This is a genomic window from Yersinia sp. KBS0713 (assembly GCF_005937895.2).
GTDB classification, from domain to species: domain Bacteria; phylum Pseudomonadota; class Gammaproteobacteria; order Enterobacterales; family Enterobacteriaceae; genus Yersinia; species Yersinia bercovieri.
Genome location: NZ_CP042173.1, coordinates 4,146,988 through 4,165,929 on the forward strand (window position 1 = coordinate 4,146,988; position 18,942 = coordinate 4,165,929).

The following is an 18,942-nucleotide window of genomic DNA, read 5'->3' on the forward strand; positions in this document are numbered from 1 at the left end:
TGGACACTGCGCAATGCGTATCGTGAGGTAAGGAGGTGATCCAACCGCAGGTTCCCCTACGGTTACCTTGTTACGACTTCACCCCAGTCATGAATCACAAAGTGGTAAGCGCCCTCCCGAAGGTTAAGCTACCTACTTCTTTTGCAACCCACTCCCATGGTGTGACGGGCGGTGTGTACAAGGCCCGGGAACGTATTCACCGTAGCATTCTGATCTACGATTACTAGCGATTCCGACTTCATGGAGTCGAGTTGCAGACTCCAATCCGGACTACGACAGACTTTATGTGGTCCGCTTGCTCTCGCGAGTTCGCTTCACTTTGTATCTGCCATTGTAGCACGTGTGTAGCCCTACTCGTAAGGGCCATGATGACTTGACGTCATCCCCACCTTCCTCCGGTTTGTCACCGGCAGTCTCCCTTGAGTTCCCACCATTACGTGCTGGCAACAAAGGATAAGGGTTGCGCTCGTTGCGGGACTTAACCCAACATTTCACAACACGAGCTGACGACAGCCATGCAGCACCTGTCTCACAGTTCCCGAAGGCACCGAAGCATCTCTGCTAAGTTCTGTGGATGTCAAGAGTAGGTAAGGTTCTTCGCGTTGCATCGAATTAAACCACATGCTCCACCGCTTGTGCGGGCCCCCGTCAATTCATTTGAGTTTTAACCTTGCGGCCGTACTCCCCAGGCGGTCGACTTAACGCGTTAGCTCCGGAAGCCACGCCTCAAGGGCACAACCTCCAAGTCGACATCGTTTACAGCGTGGACTACCAGGGTATCTAATCCTGTTTGCTCCCCACGCTTTCGCACCTGAGCGTCAGTCTTTGTCCAGGGGGCCGCCTTCGCCACCGGTATTCCTCCAGATCTCTACGCATTTCACCGCTACACCTGGAATTCTACCCCCCTCTACAAGACTCTAGCTTGCCAGTTTCAAATGCAGTTCCCACGTTAAGCGCGGGGATTTCACATCTGACTTAACAAACCGCCTGCGTGCGCTTTACGCCCAGTAATTCCGATTAACGCTTGCACCCTCCGTATTACCGCGGCTGCTGGCACGGAGTTAGCCGGTGCTTCTTCTGCGAGTAACGTCAATCAATCGTGCTATTAACACGACTGCCTTCCTCCTCGCTGAAAGTGCTTTACAACCCGAAGGCCTTCTTCACACACGCGGCATGGCTGCATCAGGCTTGCGCCCATTGTGCAATATTCCCCACTGCTGCCTCCCGTAGGAGTCTGGACCGTGTCTCAGTTCCAGTGTGGCTGGTCATCCTCTCAGACCAGCTAGGGATCGTCGCCTAGGTGAGCCATTACCCCACCTACTAGCTAATCCCATCTGGGTTCATCCGATGGCGTGAGGCCCGAAGGTCCCCCACTTTGCTCTTACGAGGTCATGCGGTATTAGCTACCGTTTCCAGTAGTTATCCCCCTCCATCAGGCAGATCCCCAGACATTACTCACCCGTCCGCCGCTCGCCGGCGAAGTAGTAAACTACTTCCCGCTGCCGCTCGACTTGCATGTGTTAGGCCTGCCGCCAGCGTTCAATCTGAGCCATGATCAAACTCTTCAATTTAAGATTTGTTTGATTTGCTACCGAAGTAGCGATGCTCAAAGATTACTTTCTGCAAATATGCATTCGAACCGAAGTTCAAATGTGTACTGCTTTGGTCACTCTTCAAGACTTTGATATTGCTTCTGCCTGCCGAAACAGGCTTCGATATCGTCTTGCGAGTGCCCACACAGATTGTCTGATAAATTGTTAAAGAGCGTTCGTTACCCGTTGGCTTTTCAGCGAATCTTACGGTAACGCGGGAGGCAGATAATACGCTTTCCCGCTGAAGAGTCAAGGTGTTATTTGATTTCTTTCGAACTCAAACGCGTTCTTTTCTCTTCCTGACCCGGCGAAGTTTGTTTCGTTGTTCCCGGTCAGTGGAGGCGCATTATAGGGAGTTCCTGACAGGCTGCAACCCCTAATTTGAAAAAACTTTTCAACCGTGTTTTATTTCAACGATTTGCTGTGATAACCAGCGGTATTGCTATTTTTCGTACTGTAGTGCCGAGAAATCCTGAGTAAAACTGCTTACTTGTTGCCAATCGGTATATTCAACTTCTTTACTCGTATCGGTTTCTCCGCCTGTCATTCGCATAATCAGTTGAATCATCACCCGATCTATCCAGCGATAACGGGGATAACGCAGAGCACCCGCAAATACTGTACATAGCGTGGGCTGCCAAGGTGTACTCAGTAAGAACTTACGCACGTAAGCATTCGTTTGTGGAGAACGCTTTTCTGGCTTACGTGCAGTCAGATTTACCGCAAAGAAGGCACTCGGCATTTGATTTAACTGTTCGACGTGTTTGCTAACGAATTTACTCAATACCGGACTGAAATGCCCATAACGCACAGATGCGCCAATCATGACTTGTTGATATTGGTTTAAGTCGATTTGTCCAACCTGAGATAGGTCTTGTATTTCACAGGTCGCCGTTGCCGATAATTGCTTAGCTATATAAGAAGCGATTGCATGTGTTTGGCCATCTCGGCTAGAGAAGAGTATCAGTATGTTCATAGCAATATTCCTTATGCAAAATTACTCTCGCCAGAATGTTGGGGTGAAAAGAACCAGCAAGGTGAAGACTTCCAATCGGCCAAACAGCATAGTTATCACTAATATCCATTTAGCTGCCGGGTTCATAGAGGTGAAGTTATCAGCGACCACTCCCAAGCCTGGCCCGAGGTTATTTAGCGTTGCAGTGACGGCGGCGAAGGCTGAGAACTCATCAACACCAGTGGCGATGATCGCTAACATACTGATGATGAAAACCAGTGCATAAGCTGAGAAGAAGCCCCAAACCGCTTCCAGTATCCGTTCCGGCAATGCCCGCCGCCCCAGTTTGATGGTATAAACCGCATTCGGGTGAACCAGCCTTTTTAGTTCACGCGAACCTTGCAGGTAGAGCAACAGGATGCGGATAACTTTCAAACCGCCACCAGTCGACCCTGCACATCCACCGATAAAAGCAGAACATAATAAGAGTATTGGGAGGAACAGCGGCCACTTAGAAATACTGTCGGTCGTGAAGCCCGCCGTTGTCGCCATGGAGACCACCTGGAAGAATGCCTGATTTAAGGTTTCCATCCCCGACTTGTACACATTATGTTGCCAGAGTACCAAGGTACAAACGATAACCAGAGTCAATTGTACAAAGATAAACATACGGAATTCGGGATCGCGCCAATAAACCTTCAAGCTGCGGCCACTCAGAACCGCAAAGTGCAGACCAAAGTTACAACCAGAAATCAGCAAGAAAATGCCAATGATGGTGTTAATGGTGGGGCTGTTGAAATAGCCGATACTGGCATCATGGGTTGAGAAGCCACCAATGGCTATAGTAGAGAAGCTGTGAGAGATGGCATCAAACACTGACATCCCCGCACCCCATAGAGAAAGCGCACAGGCAATGGTCAGTAATACATAGATGAGCCAGAGTGTTTTAGCTGTTTCAGCGATTCGGGGCCGCATTTTATTATCTTTCAGCGGACCGGGCATTTCTGCACGGTAGAGCTGCATTCCCCCCACCCCCAAAATAGGCAGGATAGCCACCGCCAACACAATGATCCCCATACCACCGAGCCATTGCAGCATTTGCCGATAGAATAGAATGGCTTTGGGCAGTGAATCCAATCCCACCAAGGTGGTCGCACCGGTGGTCGTTAGCCCAGAGAATGATTCAAAAAATGCATCGGTGAGTGAAAGATTTGGCCGTTCTGAGAATAGGAAAGGTAATGCCCCCACGCTGCCCAGCACCGTCCAGAAAAGTACCACGATAAGAAAGCCCTCACGGGGCTTGAGCTCATGTTTCTGTTTTCGGTTAGGTAACCAGAGCAAAAGACCTATCGATAGGGCAACAAAAAAGGTTTCGCTGAAGGCTCGGCCAGCACCATCACGATAGATCAAGGCTACTAGTCCGGGGATAAACATAGTTCCGGAGAATAAGATGACCAGCAGACCAACAATACGGGTTATGGCACGAAAATGCATTCCGGCACGTTCCTTAGCAATTCACTTGGATGGGGATTATTGCGAAATGGGCGTCAATTGCAACGTACCACGACTGAGATCACGCAATTTATCCCCGACCTGACTGGCTTGAGTTGCTGGCAAAGAGAGATGAAGTGTTACGAGTTCGCGTATTCACTCCGTAAAGTCTGGCCTTCAACCTGCTGTAATAGCGTTTCAACCATGGCAAGCTGCGCGTAGTCACACTGTAAAGTATATTCTACCTGTGGGACTTTATATTTTACTTCAATCTGTTTTAACGCCTGTTGTACGCCGCTGCCGTAAGCCCTTACCAACCCGCCAGTTCCCAGTTTGATGCCGCCATAATAGCGGACAACCACCGCGGTTATCTCGCCAATATCACTGCCCATCAACTGGGCTAGAATAGGTTTACCCGCAGTACCCGATGGCTCACCATCATCGGAAAAACCTAATTGCTGTGAATCCGTCGGCGTGCCCGCAACAAAAGCCCAGCAATGATGCCGGGCGGTTGGGTGCTGCTGTTTAACCTGCTGAATGAAATCTTTCGCTTCATTCACCCCACAGGTATGCGCCAGTAAGGTGATAAAACGACTTTTTTTGATCTCTTCGCTGATTGATACCGACGCGGCAGGTATCAGATAAGGTTGCATCAGGCTAATTTCAGATCACGCGTCATATTCTCAACCCGCTTATCGTGAATAACAATATTGTCTTCTATACGTATACCACCATAAGGCTTCAGCGCATCAATACGTTCCCAATTGAAATGCTTACTGAACTCCCCGGTACGCCACGGTGCCAACAGTGACTCGATAAAGTACAGACCAGGTTCGATGGTCAGTACCATGCGGGGTTGCAGAATACGGGTACAACGCAGGTAAGGATACTTGGATGGCGCACTGAGGTGGGTGCCTTTATCATCCTGCATAAATCCAGCAGTATCATGCACTTGCAATCCAAGAGGATGCCCCAAGCCGTGTGGCAGGAATGGGCAGGTAATGCCTTGTTCGACCATCGCCTCTTCACTAATACCCGTGACTAGATTATGAGTGCGCAACAGCTTGGCAATGCGCCGATGCATTTGAACATGATAGTCGGTGTAGCGTTCACCACTTTTAATGGTTTTGATCAGCTCGAGCTGTTCGGTATTCAGGTCTTTGATTAATGCTGCAAAATCGCTGTCACTGTCTGCGGCATAAGTGCGGGTCAGGTCGGCAGCATAACCGTTATATTCAGCACCCGCATCCATGAGGAAGCTACGCATTTCTGCCGGAGGCTGATGTTGTAACGTGGTGTAGTGAAGTACTGCCGAGTGTTCATTCAGCGCAACGATATTATCGTAAGGTACATCAGTATCACGATGACCCGTCGCCATCAGATACGCCAGGTTGATATCAAACTCACTCATACCCGACTGGAAGGCTTCATGGGCTGCACGATGTCCAACAACTGCGGTCTTTTGCGCTTCACGCATACACGCCAGTTCATAATCCGTTTTATACGAACGGTAGAAATGAAGGTAATCCAGTACGGGTTGTGGATTGATATTTTCGGCACTGAATCCCAATGCCTGAGCGCGTTGTTGGGCATAGCCAATGTAGGCCACGCGTTCACGCTGCACAGGTAATTGCTGCGCGATGTCATCCGCATTGGTTAACGGCTGGATATCAATGGCCTTCGTCCAGAAGCTGTCCGGCAATGGCTCGACACAGTGCCAATAATCTACTGGCGAGTAAAACCATAACTTCGGTGTATTTACCCCATCGACCCATAACCAACAGTTTGGTACTTGAGTAACAGGCACCCAAGCTTTGAACTGTGCATTGGCTTTAAAAGGATAGTCACGATCATCGAGGAAAATTCGTTGCAATTCACCAGAATGAATCAGTAAAGCATCTAGCTGATGACGCTCCAGCACATCACGGGTGCGCTGTTGTAGGGTGGATAAATGTTCGTTATATAAAGAAGCCAGCGTTTCCATCACAGTACCCTTCGCTATTAGAACTTAATTTTTTAATCTTATCATAGTCACCGAGGCCATGTTTCGCCGACACTCATTCCATGACGTGATAACAACGATATCCAAAATAACTGACGTGGTAGCCCGCTCGCAAGCAGGCAATAAGCTCGTTTTTCCGCCCCTCGATACACCTCGAATAAAATTGATGAAAATCAGTTATCCCATCCGATTGACTGTGATCTTCACTGCAAAAAATCAATCTCTCATTTGCAATTCATTAACAAAATATCCACACTTCCTGAATATCTGGTCATACCAGATCACATGCGCTTATTCAGGAGATAGATATGCTCTACCAAAGCGAAACATTACAGCTTCACTGGCTAGAAAACGGCATTGCCGAGTTGGTGTTTGATGCACCGGGTTCAGTTAATAAGCTGGATACCAAAACCGTAGCCAATTTGGGTGAAGCCCTGGCTGTATTGGAAAAACAAAGCGAACTCAAAGGGTTGCTGCTTCGCTCTGCTAAAGCGGCCTTTATTGTCGGTGCTGATATCACCGAGTTTCTGTCTCTATTTAATGCCCCACCAGAAAAACTGCACCAATGGCTGGTTTTCGCAAATGATATTTTCAATCGTTTGGAAGACTTACCGGTGCCGACCATTTCTGCGATCAATGGATACGCATTGGGTGGCGGATGTGAATGTATTCTCGCTACAGATTTCCGTGTTGCCTCGCCGGAAACCCGAATTGGCCTGCCAGAAACCAAGCTGGGTATCATGCCCGGCTTTGGCGGTTCGGTGCGTTTACCTCGCTTATTAGGTGCGGACAGTGCACTGGAAATCATCGCCGCTGGCAAAGATATTATTGCCAAAGAGGCCTTAAAAGTTGGGCTGGTTGATGCAGTTGTCGCCGCCGAAAAACTGACGGAAGCTGCGTTGGTCATGCTGAAGCAGGCTATTGATGGCAAGCTCGACTGGCAAGCCGCGCGCCGCCCGAAACTGGAACCGCTGAAACTGAACCCAACGGAAGCCGCTATGTGCTTCACCATTGCCAAAGGTATGGTTATGCAAGTGGCTGGGAAACACTATCCAGCCCCACTGACCGCGGTAAAAACCATCGAAGCTGCGGCAAAATTTGGCCGCACCGAAGCGCTAAAGCTGGAAACCAATAGTTTTGTGCCATTGGCAGGTTCCAACGAAGCCCGTGCTTTGGTCGGTATTTTCCTAAACGATCAATATGTTAAAGGACAGGCGAAAAAACTGTCTAAAGGTGTCGATGCGCCAAAACAGGCCGCAGTATTAGGTGCCGGGATTATGGGCGGCGGAATTGCCTATCAGTCGGCATTGAAAGGTGTGCCAGTCATTATGAAGGATATTAATGACAAATCCCTGACCATTGGGATGAATGAGGCGGCTAAGCTACTGAACAAACAGCTGGAACGCAGCAAAATCGATGGCCTGAAAATGGCGAATATTTTGGCGACCATCCAGCCAACCTTGGATTACACCGGCATTGAACGCGCCCAACTCATCGTGGAAGCGGTGGTGGAGAATCCAAAAATTAAAGCCGCCGTTCTTGCTGAGCTTGAAGCGCTGATCGGCGAAGAGGCTGTTTTAGCCTCTAACACCTCTACGATCCCGATCGATCAATTGGCGAAATCCCTTCAGCGCCCAGAAAACTTCTGCGGTATGCACTTCTTTAACCCAGTTCATCGGATGCCGTTAGTTGAAATTATTCGTGGTGCGAAAACCTCAGATAAAACTATCGCTGCCGTAGTGGCATATGCCACGCAAATGGGTAAAACCCCAATTGTGGTTAATGATTGCCCAGGTTTCTTCGTTAACCGCGTATTGTTCCCGTATTTGGCTGGGTTTGGCATGTTAGTCAGAGACGGCGGCGACTTCCGCCAGATTGATAAAGTGATGGAAAAACAGTTCGGCTGGCCGATGGGTCCGGCTTATCTGTTAGATGTGGTGGGCATTGATACCGCGCACCATGCGCAAGCCGTGATGGCGGTAGGTTTCCCTGATCGGATGAATAAAGATTATCGCGATGCAGTGGACGTAATGTTCGATAACAAGCGTTTTGGTCAGAAGAACGGCCAAGGTTTCTACCGTTATACGCAGGATGCAAAGGGCAAACCGCGTAAAGAAAATGACGAGCAGGTGGATACCTTGTTGGCAGCCATCAGTCAGCCTGCACAGAAATTCAGCGATGAGGATATTATCGCCCGCACCATGATCCCAATGATCAATGAAGTGGTGCGCTGTCTGGAAGAGGGCATTATTGCCAGCCCGGCCGAAGGGGATATCGCGTTGGTTTATGGCCTTGGTTTCCCGCCATTCCACGGAGGTATCTTCCGTTATCTCGATACCCTCGGTAGCGCCAATTATGTCGAAATGGCCCAGCGTTACGCCCATCTTGGCGCGTTGTATCACGTCCCTGCGGGGCTGAGAGCCAAAGCTGAACATAACGAAAGCTATTATCCTGTGGCAGCAGCGCTGCTTGATGTTTCTACCAATCAACCGGCATGAGGTCTGAAAACATGGAAAATGTAGTCATTATTGATGCCGTCCGCACGCCAATGGGCCGCTCGAAAGGGGGCGCATTTCGCCAAGTGCGGGCTGAAGATCTCTCCGCTCACTTAATGCGAGAAGTGCTGAGCCGCAATCCAGGGCTGAATGCCGCAGAGATCGACGATATCTATTGGGGTTGTGTACAGCAAACGCTGGAGCAGGGTTTCAACATCGCCCGCAATGCCTCTTTGCTGGCAGAGATCCCGCACAGCGTACCGGCAGTCACCGTTAACCGCCTGTGTGGTTCATCAATGCAAGCGTTGCATGATGGTGCCAGGGCTATCATGGTGGGTGATGCACAAGTGAGTTTGATTGGTGGCGTGGAACATATGGGCCACGTCCCTATGAATCACGGCGTGGATTTCCATCCGGGTATGGGGCGTACTGTCGCGAAAGCTGCCGGTATGATGGGTTTGACCGCAGAAATGCTGGCAAAAATTCACAATATTAGCCGCCAATCACAAGATGAGTTTGCCGTCCGCTCTCATCAACGTGCCTATGCCGCAACTCAAGCTGGCCATTTCGCCAATGAGATTGTCGCCACCAATGGGCATGATGCCGATGGCATATTGAAACGTTTTGATTTTGATGAAGTTATTCGCCCTGAAACCCATCTGGCAGGTCTGGCTGCTCTGCGCCCTGCCTTTGATCCGGTAAATGGCACAGTGACGGCTGGTACCTCATCAGCACTTTCCGATGGCGCATCTGCCATGCTGATTATGAGCGAATCCCGAGCAAAATCATTAGGTTTAACGCCGCGCGCACGTATTCGCTCAATGGCGGTGGTGGGTTGTGATCCATCCATTATGGGTTATGGCCCAGTACCTGCAAGCCAACTGGCATTAAAACGTGCCGGGCTAAAGTTGGAAGATATTGGATTATTTGAATTAAATGAAGCATTTGCCGCTCAATCGCTGGCTTGTCTGAAGGGGTTGGGTTTGCTGGAGAGTATAGATGACAAAGTGAACCTCAATGGTGGAGCCATTGCATTAGGCCACCCATTGGGTTGCTCAGGGGCGCGTATTTCTACCACGTTGATCAATCTGATGGAGCGCCGTGACGTGCAATTCGGTCTGGCCACCATGTGCATCGGCTTAGGCCAGGGCATCGCGACCATCTTTGAGCGCGTTTAACTTCCGAACATATTTATCTGAAAAACATTAAGGGCCTGAATACAGGCCCTAATAACCGCTCTACCTGGTGTTTAGTTGCCGTTTTCCCGCCTGTCAGGGGCGGGTTTTTTTAACTGTTTTTTACTCAGATAAAGGCAAACGCATCACCAAAGATATGGGCTTCCTGCGCACCACGTTCAGCACAGAAACGCTCACGAGCAATCTTCGCCATCTCAAAACGGCCGGCGATATAGATATCTTGCTCAGCAAGAGAGCCGTAATCTTGCAGGACCGCACTCAGTACTGTTCCGGTTCGACCACGCCAGCCCTCTTCCGGCTGCTCCACGACAGGAATAACTTTCAACTGTGGGTACTGAATTGATAGCGCTTCCAGTTCACTTAGGTCATAGAGATGCACAGCTTCGCGCCCACCCCAATAGATAGACACTTCACGATCAGGCTGCTCTGCTAACGCGGCCAACAAAATTGAACGCGCATAGGAAAAACCGGTGCCGCCAGCAATCAGCACTAACGGACGGTGACTCCCCTCGCGGAACCATGCTTCACCATGCGGGATATCCACATCCAAGGTTTTCTCTTTTAAAATCCGGTCCATCACGGCCATGGCATACAGATTCAGTTCCGAAGCACCGATATGCAACTCAATGAAATCTTGCTGCAACGGCGTGGATGCCATAGAAAATGGTCGTTTATCACGCTCGTCCATGACTACCATCAAATACTGCCCAGCACGGAAAGAAAACGCAGATGCAGGCACCAATTGCACCCGGTACACCGTATCGGTAATGGCCTCTACGGAGGTTACTTTACAGCTTAAAGTTGTCATGCCTTCCCTCTGTCGGGTCATCAAATGCAAAACTAAGGACAAAATCTAACGCCGGTTAGCGTTTGGTCTCATTGTCACTGAAAATGGCGAGTTCGTCCCAAATAGCATCAACGCGAGCACGGACGTCTTCATTCATTTTAATTGGACGCCCCCATTCACGCGGGGTCTCAGCTGGCCATTTGTTGGTGGCATCCAGCCCCATTTTCGATCCTAAACCGGAAACCGGTGAGGCGAAATCCAAATAGTCTATTGGTGTATTTTCAATCAACACCGTATCGCGGGATGGGTCCATTCGAGTCGTAATCGCCCAAATGACATCATTCCAATCACGTGCATTAATATCATCATCACAAACAATAACAAATTTTGTATACATAAACTGGCGTAAAAATGACCATACGCCCATCATCACGCGTTTAGCATGGCCTGCATACTGTTTCTTGATAGTCACTACCGCCAGTCGGTATGAGCATCCTTCTGGCGGCAGATAGAAATCAACAATTTCTGGGAACTGTTTTTGCAAAATAGGAACAAACACCTCATTCAGCGCAACCCCCATCACCGCAGGTTCATCCGGCGGGCGGCCAGTATAGGTTGAATGATAAATCGCGTCTTTACGCTGAGTAATATGTGTGACGGTAAAGACAGGGAAACTGTCTATTTCATTATAATAACCGGTGTGATCGCCATAAGGACCTTCCGGAGCCATATCACCCTGCTCAATATATCCTTCCAATACAATTTCTGCACTTGCCGGAACTTCAAGTGAGTTGGAAATACACTTCACAACTTCCGTTTTATGCCCGCGTAATAGACCGGCAAAAGCATATTCAGACAGAGTGTCAGGAACTGGCGTGACTGCGGCCAAAATAGTCGCAGGATCTGCCCCCAGAGCAACAGCAACGGGGAAGCGTTCACCGGGATGTGCTTCGCACCACTCCTGGTAATCCAAAGCACCACCACGGTGGGATAACCAACGCATAATTAATTTGTTTTTGCCCAGCACTTGTTGGCGATAGATGCCCAGATTCTGGCGCTCTTTATGCGGGCCTCGAGTGACAGTCAGCCCCCAAGACACGAGAGGTGCAGCATCTTCTGGCCAGCAGTGCATAACAGGAATTCGGCTTAGATCGACATCATCACCCTGCCAGATTTGCTCCTGACACGGGGCCGAGCTTAAGCATTTCGTTGGCATATTCAATACCTGCTTAAATTTCGGCAGCTTATCGAATAGATCACGAAAACCTTTCGGTGGATCAGGTTCTTTCAGGAAAGCTAACAGCTTGCCTACATCTCGCAGTGCACTGACATCCTCTTGCCCCATCCCCATTGCCACGCGTTTGGCCGTACCAAACAGGTTGCACAGCACGGGCATGTCATATCCCTTCGGATTCTCAAAAAGCAGGGCAGGCCCACCGGCACGCAAGGTGCGATCGGCAATTTCTGTCATTTCCAAATAGGGGTCAATAGGCTGGCTAATACGTTTAAGTTCGCCCCTCTGTTCCAGCAACGAGAGGAAGTCACGTAAGTCACGGTATTTCATGCTGATCATTTCGGCGGCTAGGTGATGCGCCATTATAGGCTGTCTTTATAGTAGTTGCTGTCTTTTTGTTAAAAATGAGCACCACCTGACTCAAAAAATAGCCGACGGCAAGGTGCTACTAATTATCACCAATATAAGCATCATTATATCGATATAAGATAGATTAAACCTTTGTATAACAAACTATATATCCAAAGTGATGATTTCTTCCTCACTATATATATTCTCCCACTTTTGCTATGCTGCCAGATAGGATCACAAAGGCATGTGACATTATGAAACATTGGCATTTATTATATTGTAAACGTGGTCAACTTTTGCGTGCCAAAGAGCATTTAGAGCGGCAAGCAGTGAACTGTTGGACACCGTTAGTGATTATCGAAAAAATAGTTCGCGGGAAGCGTACTGAGGTGACGGAGCCTTTATTCCCCAACTATCTGTTTGTGGCGTTCGATGCAGAGGATATTCATACCACGACTATCAGTGCAACTCGCGGTGTAAGCCACTTTGTCCGTTTTGGTGCACAACCTGCGGTAATACCAGACATCGTTATTACCGAGATGCAGTCCCATACAACGGACAAAATCATTGCGCCAGAAGTACCTCTTCCTGGTGATATTGTGACGATTACTGAGGGTGTTTTTGCCGGATTACAGGCGATTTATACTGAACCTGATGGTGAAGCGCGGTCAATGCTGTTGCTGAATATGCTAAATAGCCAAGTGATACAGAGTCTGGAAAATCGCCAGTTCGAAAAGCAATAATATTGCTGTTTAGCATAATACAAACCATATTCCAGGTAGGCACATTTGTACCTACCTTCTTAATTTATACCAAATGAGTCATACCAGAGATATTAACGCTGCATTTGGTCGTCATGTAGCCATTGTGCTACCTGCTTCGCGAAATAGGTTAATACCCCATCTGCACCCGCACGTTTAAAGCATAATAGTGACTCCATCACAGTGGGCTTTTCTTGCAGCCAACCATTCTGAATTGCAGCCATGTGCATGGCATATTCACCCGAGACTTGATAGGCAAAGGTCGGCACGCCGAAAGTCTCTTTCACCCGACGCACCACATCCAGATAGGGCATTCCAGGTTTCACCATCACCATATCCGCCCCTTCCTGCAGATCCTGAGCTATCTCTTGCAAAGCTTCATCACTATTAGCCGGGTCCATTTGATAGTTTTTTTTATCGCCGCCTTTCAAATTACTGCTGGAGCCAATTGCATCGCGGAATGGGCCATAGTAACAAGAGGCATACTTTGCTGAATACGCCATGATTTGTGTATTTACCAAACCTTGTAGTTCCAACTGATCGCGAATAGCACCGATACGGCCATCCATCATATCGCTCGGAGCAATAATCTCAGCGCCAGCTTCAGCGTGTGACAATGCCTGACGGACTAAAATCTCTTTCGTAATATCATTAATGACATAGCCATCAGCATCAATCACACCATCTTGACCATGGGTTGTGTAGGGATCGAGAGCGACATCGGTAAGAATACCTAATTCTGGTACTGCGTCTTTAAGCGCGCGCACCGTGCGTTGTACCAGGCCATTCGGGTTATAAGCCTCTTCCGCGAGCAGTGATTTGGCACCGGACTCAATGACAGGAAATAACGATATGACCGGGACACCCAGCCTGGCAATTGCCTCAGCTTCTTTCACCAACAGATCGATCGTCATACGCGAGACGCCCGGCATAGATGAAACGGCCTGTTGCTGGTTAGATCCCTCCATGACAAACACCGGATAGATCAGATCATTAACTGTCAGCTGATTTTCAGCAACCAGGCGACGACTGAAATCATGACGGCGCACACGGCGCATACGGCGACCAGGAAAGGTGCCTGGGAATGCATAGCTCATATTGTTCTCCTAACTCAAACCAACCGGAAAATCCGGCGGGCGTTTTCATCAGTTTTCTGCCCTAGCCATTGAGGGTCTTCTTGTCGCCAGGCAGCAACCTGCTGGACGATATGGGGCAGAAAGCAGGGTTCATTGCGACGGGATGCAGGTTTAGGATGTATATCCCTTGGCAATAAATAGGGAGCATCTGTTTCTAGTAACAGCTGTTGCGCCGGAATGCGTGACAGCAGAGATCTCAGTTCAAGGCCACGGCGTTCATCGCAAACCCACCCGGTAATACCAATAGATAAGCCCAAGGCCAGACAGGAATCCAATTCATCAGCAGTGCCGGTAAAGCAATGCACAACGGCTGCGGGGATCTTGTCTAGCCAGGGCGAAAGTAGCGTAATGAAACGTTCGTGGGCATCACGGCAATGTAAAAATACCGGCATAGAAAGCTCGGCAGCCAGCGCCAATTGGGCGGTAAATGCAATTTCTTGCTCTATTGGGGTGGAGAAGTTGCGGTTAAAATCTAATCCACACTCACCAATAGCCACTACAGATACATTGGTGGCTAAAATTCTAATTTGCTGTTCAACATGGTTTTGCCAAGTGCTCGCTTGATGAGGATGAACACCAGCGGTTGACCAGCAATATTCCGGATTAGCGATAGCAAGATCAAGTGCGGCCTGACTTTCCTCAGCATCAGTACCCGTGATAAGTATACCGGTAACCCCGGCATCTTTTGCGCGAGCAACGACCTGCGAGTGATCTTTTGCAAATTGTGAACTTGTTAAATTCACGCCAATATCAAACATGAGCATTCCAAAATAGAAGCCGCCCAAAGGACGGCTTAAAATATCAAGGTATCTATTTAAGGCACTTTCGGATGATGGTCTATTTCGTCATCCTCTTCCTCAATATCTGAGCGACGTTGTTTACCGGTATAAAAACGGGCAAAGAATACACCGACTTCAAATAACAGATACATCGGAATTGCCAATAATGTCTGTGATAGCACATCTGGGGGCGTAAGAAGCATGCCGACAACAAAAGCGCCGACAAACACATAAGGGCGCTTTTTCTTCAATGCCTCAGGTGTTGTTACCCCTGTCCAGCACAAGAGAATTATCGCAATCGGGACTTCAAAAGAGATACCAAAGGCCATAAAAAGCGCCATAACAAAATCAAGATATGTAGTAATATCCGGCGCGAATAATACGTTTTCCGGCGCTGTTTTGGCGAAAAAACCAAAGGCTAACGGAAAAACAACAAAGTAAGCAAACGCCATACCTAGATAAAATAAGAAGCTGCTGGATATTAACAGTGGAACCATCAAGCGGCGTTCATGCTTATACAGCGCAGGGGCAATAAATGCCCAAACCTGATAAAGGATCATCGGTGCTGAGACAAATACCGAGACCATCATCGTCAATTTAATCGGGGTGAAGAAAGGCGATGCAACATTTGTTGCAATCATACTGGCACCCACAGGCATCTGTTTGATCAGCGGTGCCGATACCAGTTGATAAATATCATTGGCAAAAAAAACCAATACCAGAAAAACCACTAGAACAGTGATTATGCAATTCAATAGCCGCTTACGCAGTTCTATCAAATGCGTGATAAGGGGTTGGGTATCATCAACAGCCATGTTTACCGATCGCCGCCAGGTTGGTGAGTTCGAGGTTGGTCAGCGCTGAGTGAGTCAGTGCTATGGGAGTCAACTGTGGCAGTGTGTGCCTTGGCTACGGATGTTTTTGTAACAGGCACAGGCTCCCCACCAACAGAGGGGATGGGCTTAGTAAATTCCTCAACCTGAATAACAGGTTTCTCAACGCTATCAGGTGCAGTCTCCACAAGCTTAGTCTCTACCAGCGTGCTCGCATCACTCATCTCCGGCACTTGCGGTGACGCCGAAGCTTGAGTTGCTGACTCAGCCGGTGTAACTCCATCATGAATGGCTTCAGGCTCAGTCACCAATGGATTATGGATCGTATGTGGCGCTTCCGAGCTAGTGTCAGACTGATAAGAGCGTTTCAGCGCTTCAGCGGCCTCTTTGAGTTCATCCATTGAAGCTTTCAGCTCAGGTGTCAGATTTTGCAAGCCAGCCTGTTCTACTTTCTTTAAGCTATCTTGTAACTCTTGTACCTTAAGCTCTTGCGCCAATTCGTTTTGCACTGTTGCTGCAAGTGAACGCAATGTACGAATCCAGCCCGAGACAGTTCTGACAGCCACAGGTAACCGTTCCGGCCCAAGGACTACCAGACCGATGACAAGAACCAGCAGCAGTTCACTTACCCCAATGTCAAACACAGCTTATCCCTGCTCTTTGTCGTGACTCTTAGTTTCTTCAGCTTTGACTACCGGCTGCTGTTTTTCAGTAAGAGATTTTGCAAAATCAGCATCGTTGCTGGTTTTGTCAGCATTCGTTGGCGGGGTTTGTGGATCATCACCAATGGCCTTTTTAAAGCCTTTGATAGATGCACCCAGATCTGACCCTAAAGTCCGCAGTTTGTTGGTACCAAACAGCAGAACGACGATCACGGCAATGATTAATAACTGCCAAATGCTTATGCCACCCATTACATATACCTCTATTTACAGGGGTTATTCCACAGAAAACCATATTATACGTTATATAGCTTTTGTGAATACTAATCTAACTTACCGCACTTTGAACTAGCTCATAATCTGGCACTCTGAGCGATAGATATTTTAACGAGTACGTCTCCAACCAATAAACCAAGCTAATATGCCTACCGTAATGAATCCTATAGAGATTTCCATTTCACTGGCTAAGAATAAAATAGTACCGCTCACTAACAGTGTAGCGCCAACACCAAACAAATACCGTGACTGCCCCTGACGTTGTTGCTGGCCTTGTATCTGTATAGTGAGCTTATCCACACTTTGTTGTAATAATTTATGCTGTTGTAAGCTGTCGTAAACCAGTTCTGGCAATTCAGGAAATTTTTCAGCCCAGAACGGGGCCTTTTCTTTCAACGCACGGATCACGGCGGGCAGGCCGACTTGATCCCGTAGCCAACTTTCAAGGAAAGGTTTGGCCGTCGTCCAGAGATCGAGCTGAGGGTATAGCTGACGCCCTAACCCTTCGACATATAACAAAGTTTTTTGCAGCAACACGAGTTGTGGCTGCACTTCCATGTTAAAGCGGCGCGCAGTATTAAAGAGATTCAACAGCACATGCCCGAATGATATCTCTGCCAGTGGTTTTTCGAAAATAGGTTCGCAAACAGTACGAATAGCAAACTCAAAATCTTCTACATTAGTGTCACGGGGAACCCAACCAGAATCGACATGCAGTTCGGCAACCCGCCGGTAGTCGCGGTTAAAGAAAGCAATAAAGTTTTCAGCAAGATAGCGCTTATCCGCTTTGTTTAGCGAACCGACAATACCACAGTCAATACCAATATAAAGCGGATCATGGGGATGCTCATAGCTGACAAAAATATTCCCTGGATGCATATCTGCATGGAAAAAACTGTCGCGAAAAACCTGAGTGAAGAAGACCTGAACCCCGCGCTCAGCCAGCAGTTTCATATTTGTGCCTTGAGCTTCCAAAGCGGCAATATCAGATACTGGGATGCCATAAATCCGCTCCATCACCAAGACACTTTCCCGGCAATAGTCGGAATAGACTTCTGGAATGTAGAGCATGGGACTGTTTTCAAAATTACGGCGCAATTGAATGGCATTAGCTGCTTCACGCAGCAGGTTTAGCTCATCAAGCAGCGTTTTTTCGTATTCACGCACCACTTCTCGTGGACGCAGTCTACGTCCATCAGGTAGCAGTTTGGGAACCCAGCCCGCCAAACGGTACATCAAGCGCACATCTGCTTTGATAATCGGCAAAATATCAGGGCGAATAACTTTGAGCACCACTTCCTGACCGTTATGCTTTAAGCGCGCAGTGTGTACTTGAGCAATAGATGCTGAAGCTAGCGCTTGCTGGTCAAAGTCGTCAAACCATGTTTCTAAAGGTCCACCCATCGCTATTTCGATGTGCTTTCTTGCGAGTGCTCCATCAAATGGAGCAACCCTATCCTGTAACATCGCAAGTTGGTCGGCGATTGTCGGTGGGAAAAGATCACGGCGGGTGGACATCATCTGACCAAATTTGATCCAAACTGGCCCTAATTCTTGCAAGGCAAGGCGCAAACGCTCACCTAATGGCATCTCTTTATGCCGATTTGGCAGCCAGAAAAACAGATAACGACCAATACGCAGTGGTAGCGTCAAACGTATCTTCGGAATTAATTCATCCAGCCCGTAACTTAAAAAAACCCGAATAATGAGATACAGGCGCCGAAGTTCTCCTGGCGTCATTGTTTTGTCTCCATGGTTGCCAATCTGGCACTCAAAGCCTCAGTCTCTCGGGCTGTAGCGTCAACCTCTTCGTTAAACCACACTACTTCCAGTGGTGCCGGAGCCATTTTCCATTCTTCAGTGATAGCTTCAGCCAAATAGTGTTGTTGCTGTCGCAATTGCTCACGAAGAACATGGTGGCTCTTATGTACTACCTGCCCAATAGTTTCTGCCGCAATATCACCGATATAGGGTGCCAGCCATTCCGCGGGATCCCACTCGGCGAGATCCAAAAGAGCAACAATTTGTTGAACTACCTGAATGTCACCTTCGACGATCAGCTCACCACTGCGCATTAAAGGTGAAAGTTGCTGCCGGTCACGCAGTTTTGCCAACACAGCAACTTCCGTTTTTACTATGCAATCCGCATCACCATCCCATTGACTTAAAACATCCACCTGCCGTTCGCTGAATATGAGTAGCAAAGGGAAGTTAAGCTCGCGTAACTCGATACGCAAGACCTTCCCCACCAAACGTAAACGCGCAGTTTTCATGCTCTTATCGCGAAATAGCACACTATTTAATGATGTCTCTATAATGGCTGTTATGAGCGGCGACAGCAGTGTAGGCTTTAATGAAAATGGCTTAAATAACAGTGTTCTTAGCGGCATAT

At 48.4% G+C, this 18,942-nt stretch carries 15 protein-coding genes, 1 rRNA gene and 1 pseudogene; 3 read left to right on the forward strand and 14 right to left on the reverse strand.

The features are described 5' to 3' along the window. Nucleotides 1-28 precede the first annotated feature (28 nt). From FFE93_RS19660 to pepQ, 5 genes and pseudogenes are all read right to left on the reverse strand, one after another. A 16S ribosomal RNA gene (locus FFE93_RS19660) occupies nucleotides 29-1,571 on the reverse strand. Between the two features lie 463 nt (nucleotides 1,572-2,034). Further along, entirely contained in the window at nucleotides 2,035-2,568 is a 534-nt protein-coding gene (gene hemG, locus FFE93_RS19670; protein WP_005274735.1) for a menaquinone-dependent protoporphyrinogen IX dehydrogenase, read from the reverse strand. A gap of 21 nt (nucleotides 2,569-2,589) precedes the next feature. Further along, complete coding sequence (gene trkH / locus FFE93_RS19675; protein WP_005274737.1) at nucleotides 2,590-4,041, reverse strand: Trk system potassium transporter TrkH; 1,452 nt, start codon at nucleotides 4,039-4,041, stop codon at nucleotides 2,590-2,592. A gap of 36 nt (nucleotides 4,042-4,077) precedes the next feature. Next, nucleotides 4,078-4,691 (reverse strand): annotated as a pseudogene (locus FFE93_RS19680) (IMPACT family protein). After that, on the reverse strand, nucleotides 4,691-6,022 hold the full coding sequence (pepQ, locus tag FFE93_RS19685) for a Xaa-Pro dipeptidase (RefSeq protein ID WP_057648640.1): 1,332 nt from the start codon (nucleotides 6,020-6,022) through the stop codon (nucleotides 4,691-4,693). The pseudogene FFE93_RS19680 and the gene pepQ overlap by 1 nt, the downstream one beginning before the upstream one ends. 326 nt (nucleotides 6,023-6,348) lie before the next feature. Between pepQ and fadB the strand changes: the two genes are divergently transcribed. Further along, nucleotides 6,349-8,538 carry a fatty acid oxidation complex subunit alpha FadB gene (fadB, locus tag FFE93_RS19690; RefSeq protein WP_054873005.1) on the forward strand — a complete coding sequence of 730 codons (2,190 nt, stop codon included), beginning with the start codon at nucleotides 6,349-6,351 and terminating at the stop codon, nucleotides 8,536-8,538. A gap of 11 nt (nucleotides 8,539-8,549) precedes the next feature. Beyond that, the gene (fadA, locus tag FFE93_RS19695; RefSeq protein ID WP_005274743.1) at nucleotides 8,550-9,713 is read left to right on the forward strand and encodes an acetyl-CoA C-acyltransferase FadA; all 1,164 of its coding nucleotides are present in this window, start codon (nucleotides 8,550-8,552) and stop codon (nucleotides 9,711-9,713) included. 124 nt (nucleotides 9,714-9,837) lie between these two features. Here the strand turns inward: fadA and fre are convergent, their stop codons facing one another. After that, nucleotides 9,838-10,539: an NAD(P)H-flavin reductase gene (gene fre / locus FFE93_RS19700; RefSeq protein ID WP_032814905.1), complete on the reverse strand. Its 702-nt coding sequence runs from the start codon at nucleotides 10,537-10,539 to the stop codon at nucleotides 9,838-9,840. 55 nt (nucleotides 10,540-10,594) lie between these two features. Beyond that, nucleotides 10,595-12,091 (reverse strand): 4-hydroxy-3-polyprenylbenzoate decarboxylase, encoded by a 1,497-nt coding sequence (gene ubiD / locus FFE93_RS19705; protein WP_138776037.1) that lies wholly within the window; start codon nucleotides 12,089-12,091, stop codon nucleotides 10,595-10,597. 266 nt (nucleotides 12,092-12,357) lie between these two features. On the opposite strand from ubiD, the gene rfaH reads away from it, so the two are divergent. Next, on the forward strand, nucleotides 12,358-12,846 hold the full coding sequence (gene rfaH / locus FFE93_RS19710) for a transcription/translation regulatory transformer protein RfaH (protein ID WP_005274751.1): 489 nt from the start codon (nucleotides 12,358-12,360) through the stop codon (nucleotides 12,844-12,846). 92 nt (nucleotides 12,847-12,938) lie between these two features. On the opposite strand, the gene hemB is transcribed toward rfaH, so the two are convergent. The 7 genes from hemB to FFE93_RS19745 form a co-directional block, all read right to left on the reverse strand. Beyond that, on the reverse strand, nucleotides 12,939-13,961 hold the full coding sequence (hemB, locus tag FFE93_RS19715) for a porphobilinogen synthase (protein ID WP_005274752.1): 1,023 nt from the start codon (nucleotides 13,959-13,961) through the stop codon (nucleotides 12,939-12,941). Between the two features lie 14 nt (nucleotides 13,962-13,975). Then, nucleotides 13,976-14,758 carry a 3'-5' ssDNA/RNA exonuclease TatD gene (gene tatD, locus FFE93_RS19720; protein ID WP_138775843.1) on the reverse strand — a complete coding sequence of 261 codons (783 nt, stop codon included), beginning with the start codon at nucleotides 14,756-14,758 and terminating at the stop codon, nucleotides 13,976-13,978. Nucleotides 14,759-14,814: 56 nt separating this feature from the next. After that, nucleotides 14,815-15,594: a Sec-independent protein translocase subunit TatC gene (tatC, locus tag FFE93_RS19725; RefSeq protein ID WP_032897998.1), complete on the reverse strand. Its 780-nt coding sequence runs from the start codon at nucleotides 15,592-15,594 to the stop codon at nucleotides 14,815-14,817. A gap of 2 nt (nucleotides 15,595-15,596) precedes the next feature. Continuing rightward, complete coding sequence (gene tatB, locus FFE93_RS19730; RefSeq protein WP_005274762.1) at nucleotides 15,597-16,256, reverse strand: Sec-independent protein translocase protein TatB; 660 nt, start codon at nucleotides 16,254-16,256, stop codon at nucleotides 15,597-15,599. Between the two features lie 3 nt (nucleotides 16,257-16,259). After that, a complete protein-coding gene (gene tatA / locus FFE93_RS19735; protein ID WP_005274764.1) occupies nucleotides 16,260-16,526 on the reverse strand; it encodes a Sec-independent protein translocase subunit TatA in 267 nt (88 codons plus the stop codon). Nucleotides 16,527-16,658: 132 nt separating this feature from the next. Further along, complete coding sequence (gene ubiB, locus FFE93_RS19740; protein WP_032897999.1) at nucleotides 16,659-18,290, reverse strand: ubiquinone biosynthesis regulatory protein kinase UbiB; 1,632 nt, start codon at nucleotides 18,288-18,290, stop codon at nucleotides 16,659-16,661. After that, nucleotides 18,287-18,940 carry an SCP2 domain-containing protein gene (locus FFE93_RS19745; protein ID WP_032898000.1) on the reverse strand — a complete coding sequence of 218 codons (654 nt, stop codon included), beginning with the start codon at nucleotides 18,938-18,940 and terminating at the stop codon, nucleotides 18,287-18,289. The genes ubiB and FFE93_RS19745 overlap by 4 nt, the downstream gene beginning before the upstream one ends. Nucleotides 18,941-18,942: the final 2 nt, after the last annotated feature.

Coding starts and splice junctions, on each gene's coding strand:
- rfaH (WP_005274751.1), top strand. CDS start 12,358: ATGAAACATTGGCATTTATTATATTGTAAACGTGGTCAACTTTTGCGT.
- pepQ (WP_057648640.1), bottom strand. CDS start 6,022: ATGGAAACGCTGGCTTCTTTATATAACGAACATTTATCCACCCTACAA.
- hemG (WP_005274735.1), bottom strand. CDS start 2,568: ATGAACATACTGATACTCTTCTCTAGCCGAGATGGCCAAACACATGCA.
- hemB (WP_005274752.1), bottom strand. CDS start 13,961: ATGAGCTATGCATTCCCAGGCACCTTTCCTGGTCGCCGTATGCGCCGT.
- fadA (WP_005274743.1), top strand. CDS start 8,550: ATGGAAAATGTAGTCATTATTGATGCCGTCCGCACGCCAATGGGCCGC.
- tatA (WP_005274764.1), bottom strand. CDS start 16,526: ATGGGTGGCATAAGCATTTGGCAGTTATTAATCATTGCCGTGATCGTC.
- tatD (WP_138775843.1), bottom strand. CDS start 14,758: ATGTTTGATATTGGCGTGAATTTAACAAGTTCACAATTTGCAAAAGAT.
- FFE93_RS19745 (WP_032898000.1), bottom strand. CDS start 18,940: ATGCCGCTAAGAACACTGTTATTTAAGCCATTTTCATTAAAGCCTACA.
- tatC (WP_032897998.1), bottom strand. CDS start 15,594: ATGGCTGTTGATGATACCCAACCCCTTATCACGCATTTGATAGAACTG.
- fadB (WP_054873005.1), top strand. CDS start 6,349: ATGCTCTACCAAAGCGAAACATTACAGCTTCACTGGCTAGAAAACGGC.
- ubiB (WP_032897999.1), bottom strand. CDS start 18,290: ATGACGCCAGGAGAACTTCGGCGCCTGTATCTCATTATTCGGGTTTTT.
- fre (WP_032814905.1), bottom strand. CDS start 10,539: ATGACAACTTTAAGCTGTAAAGTAACCTCCGTAGAGGCCATTACCGAT.
- ubiD (WP_138776037.1), bottom strand. CDS start 12,091: ATGATCAGCATGAAATACCGTGACTTACGTGACTTCCTCTCGTTGCTG.
- trkH (WP_005274737.1), bottom strand. CDS start 4,041: ATGCATTTTCGTGCCATAACCCGTATTGTTGGTCTGCTGGTCATCTTA.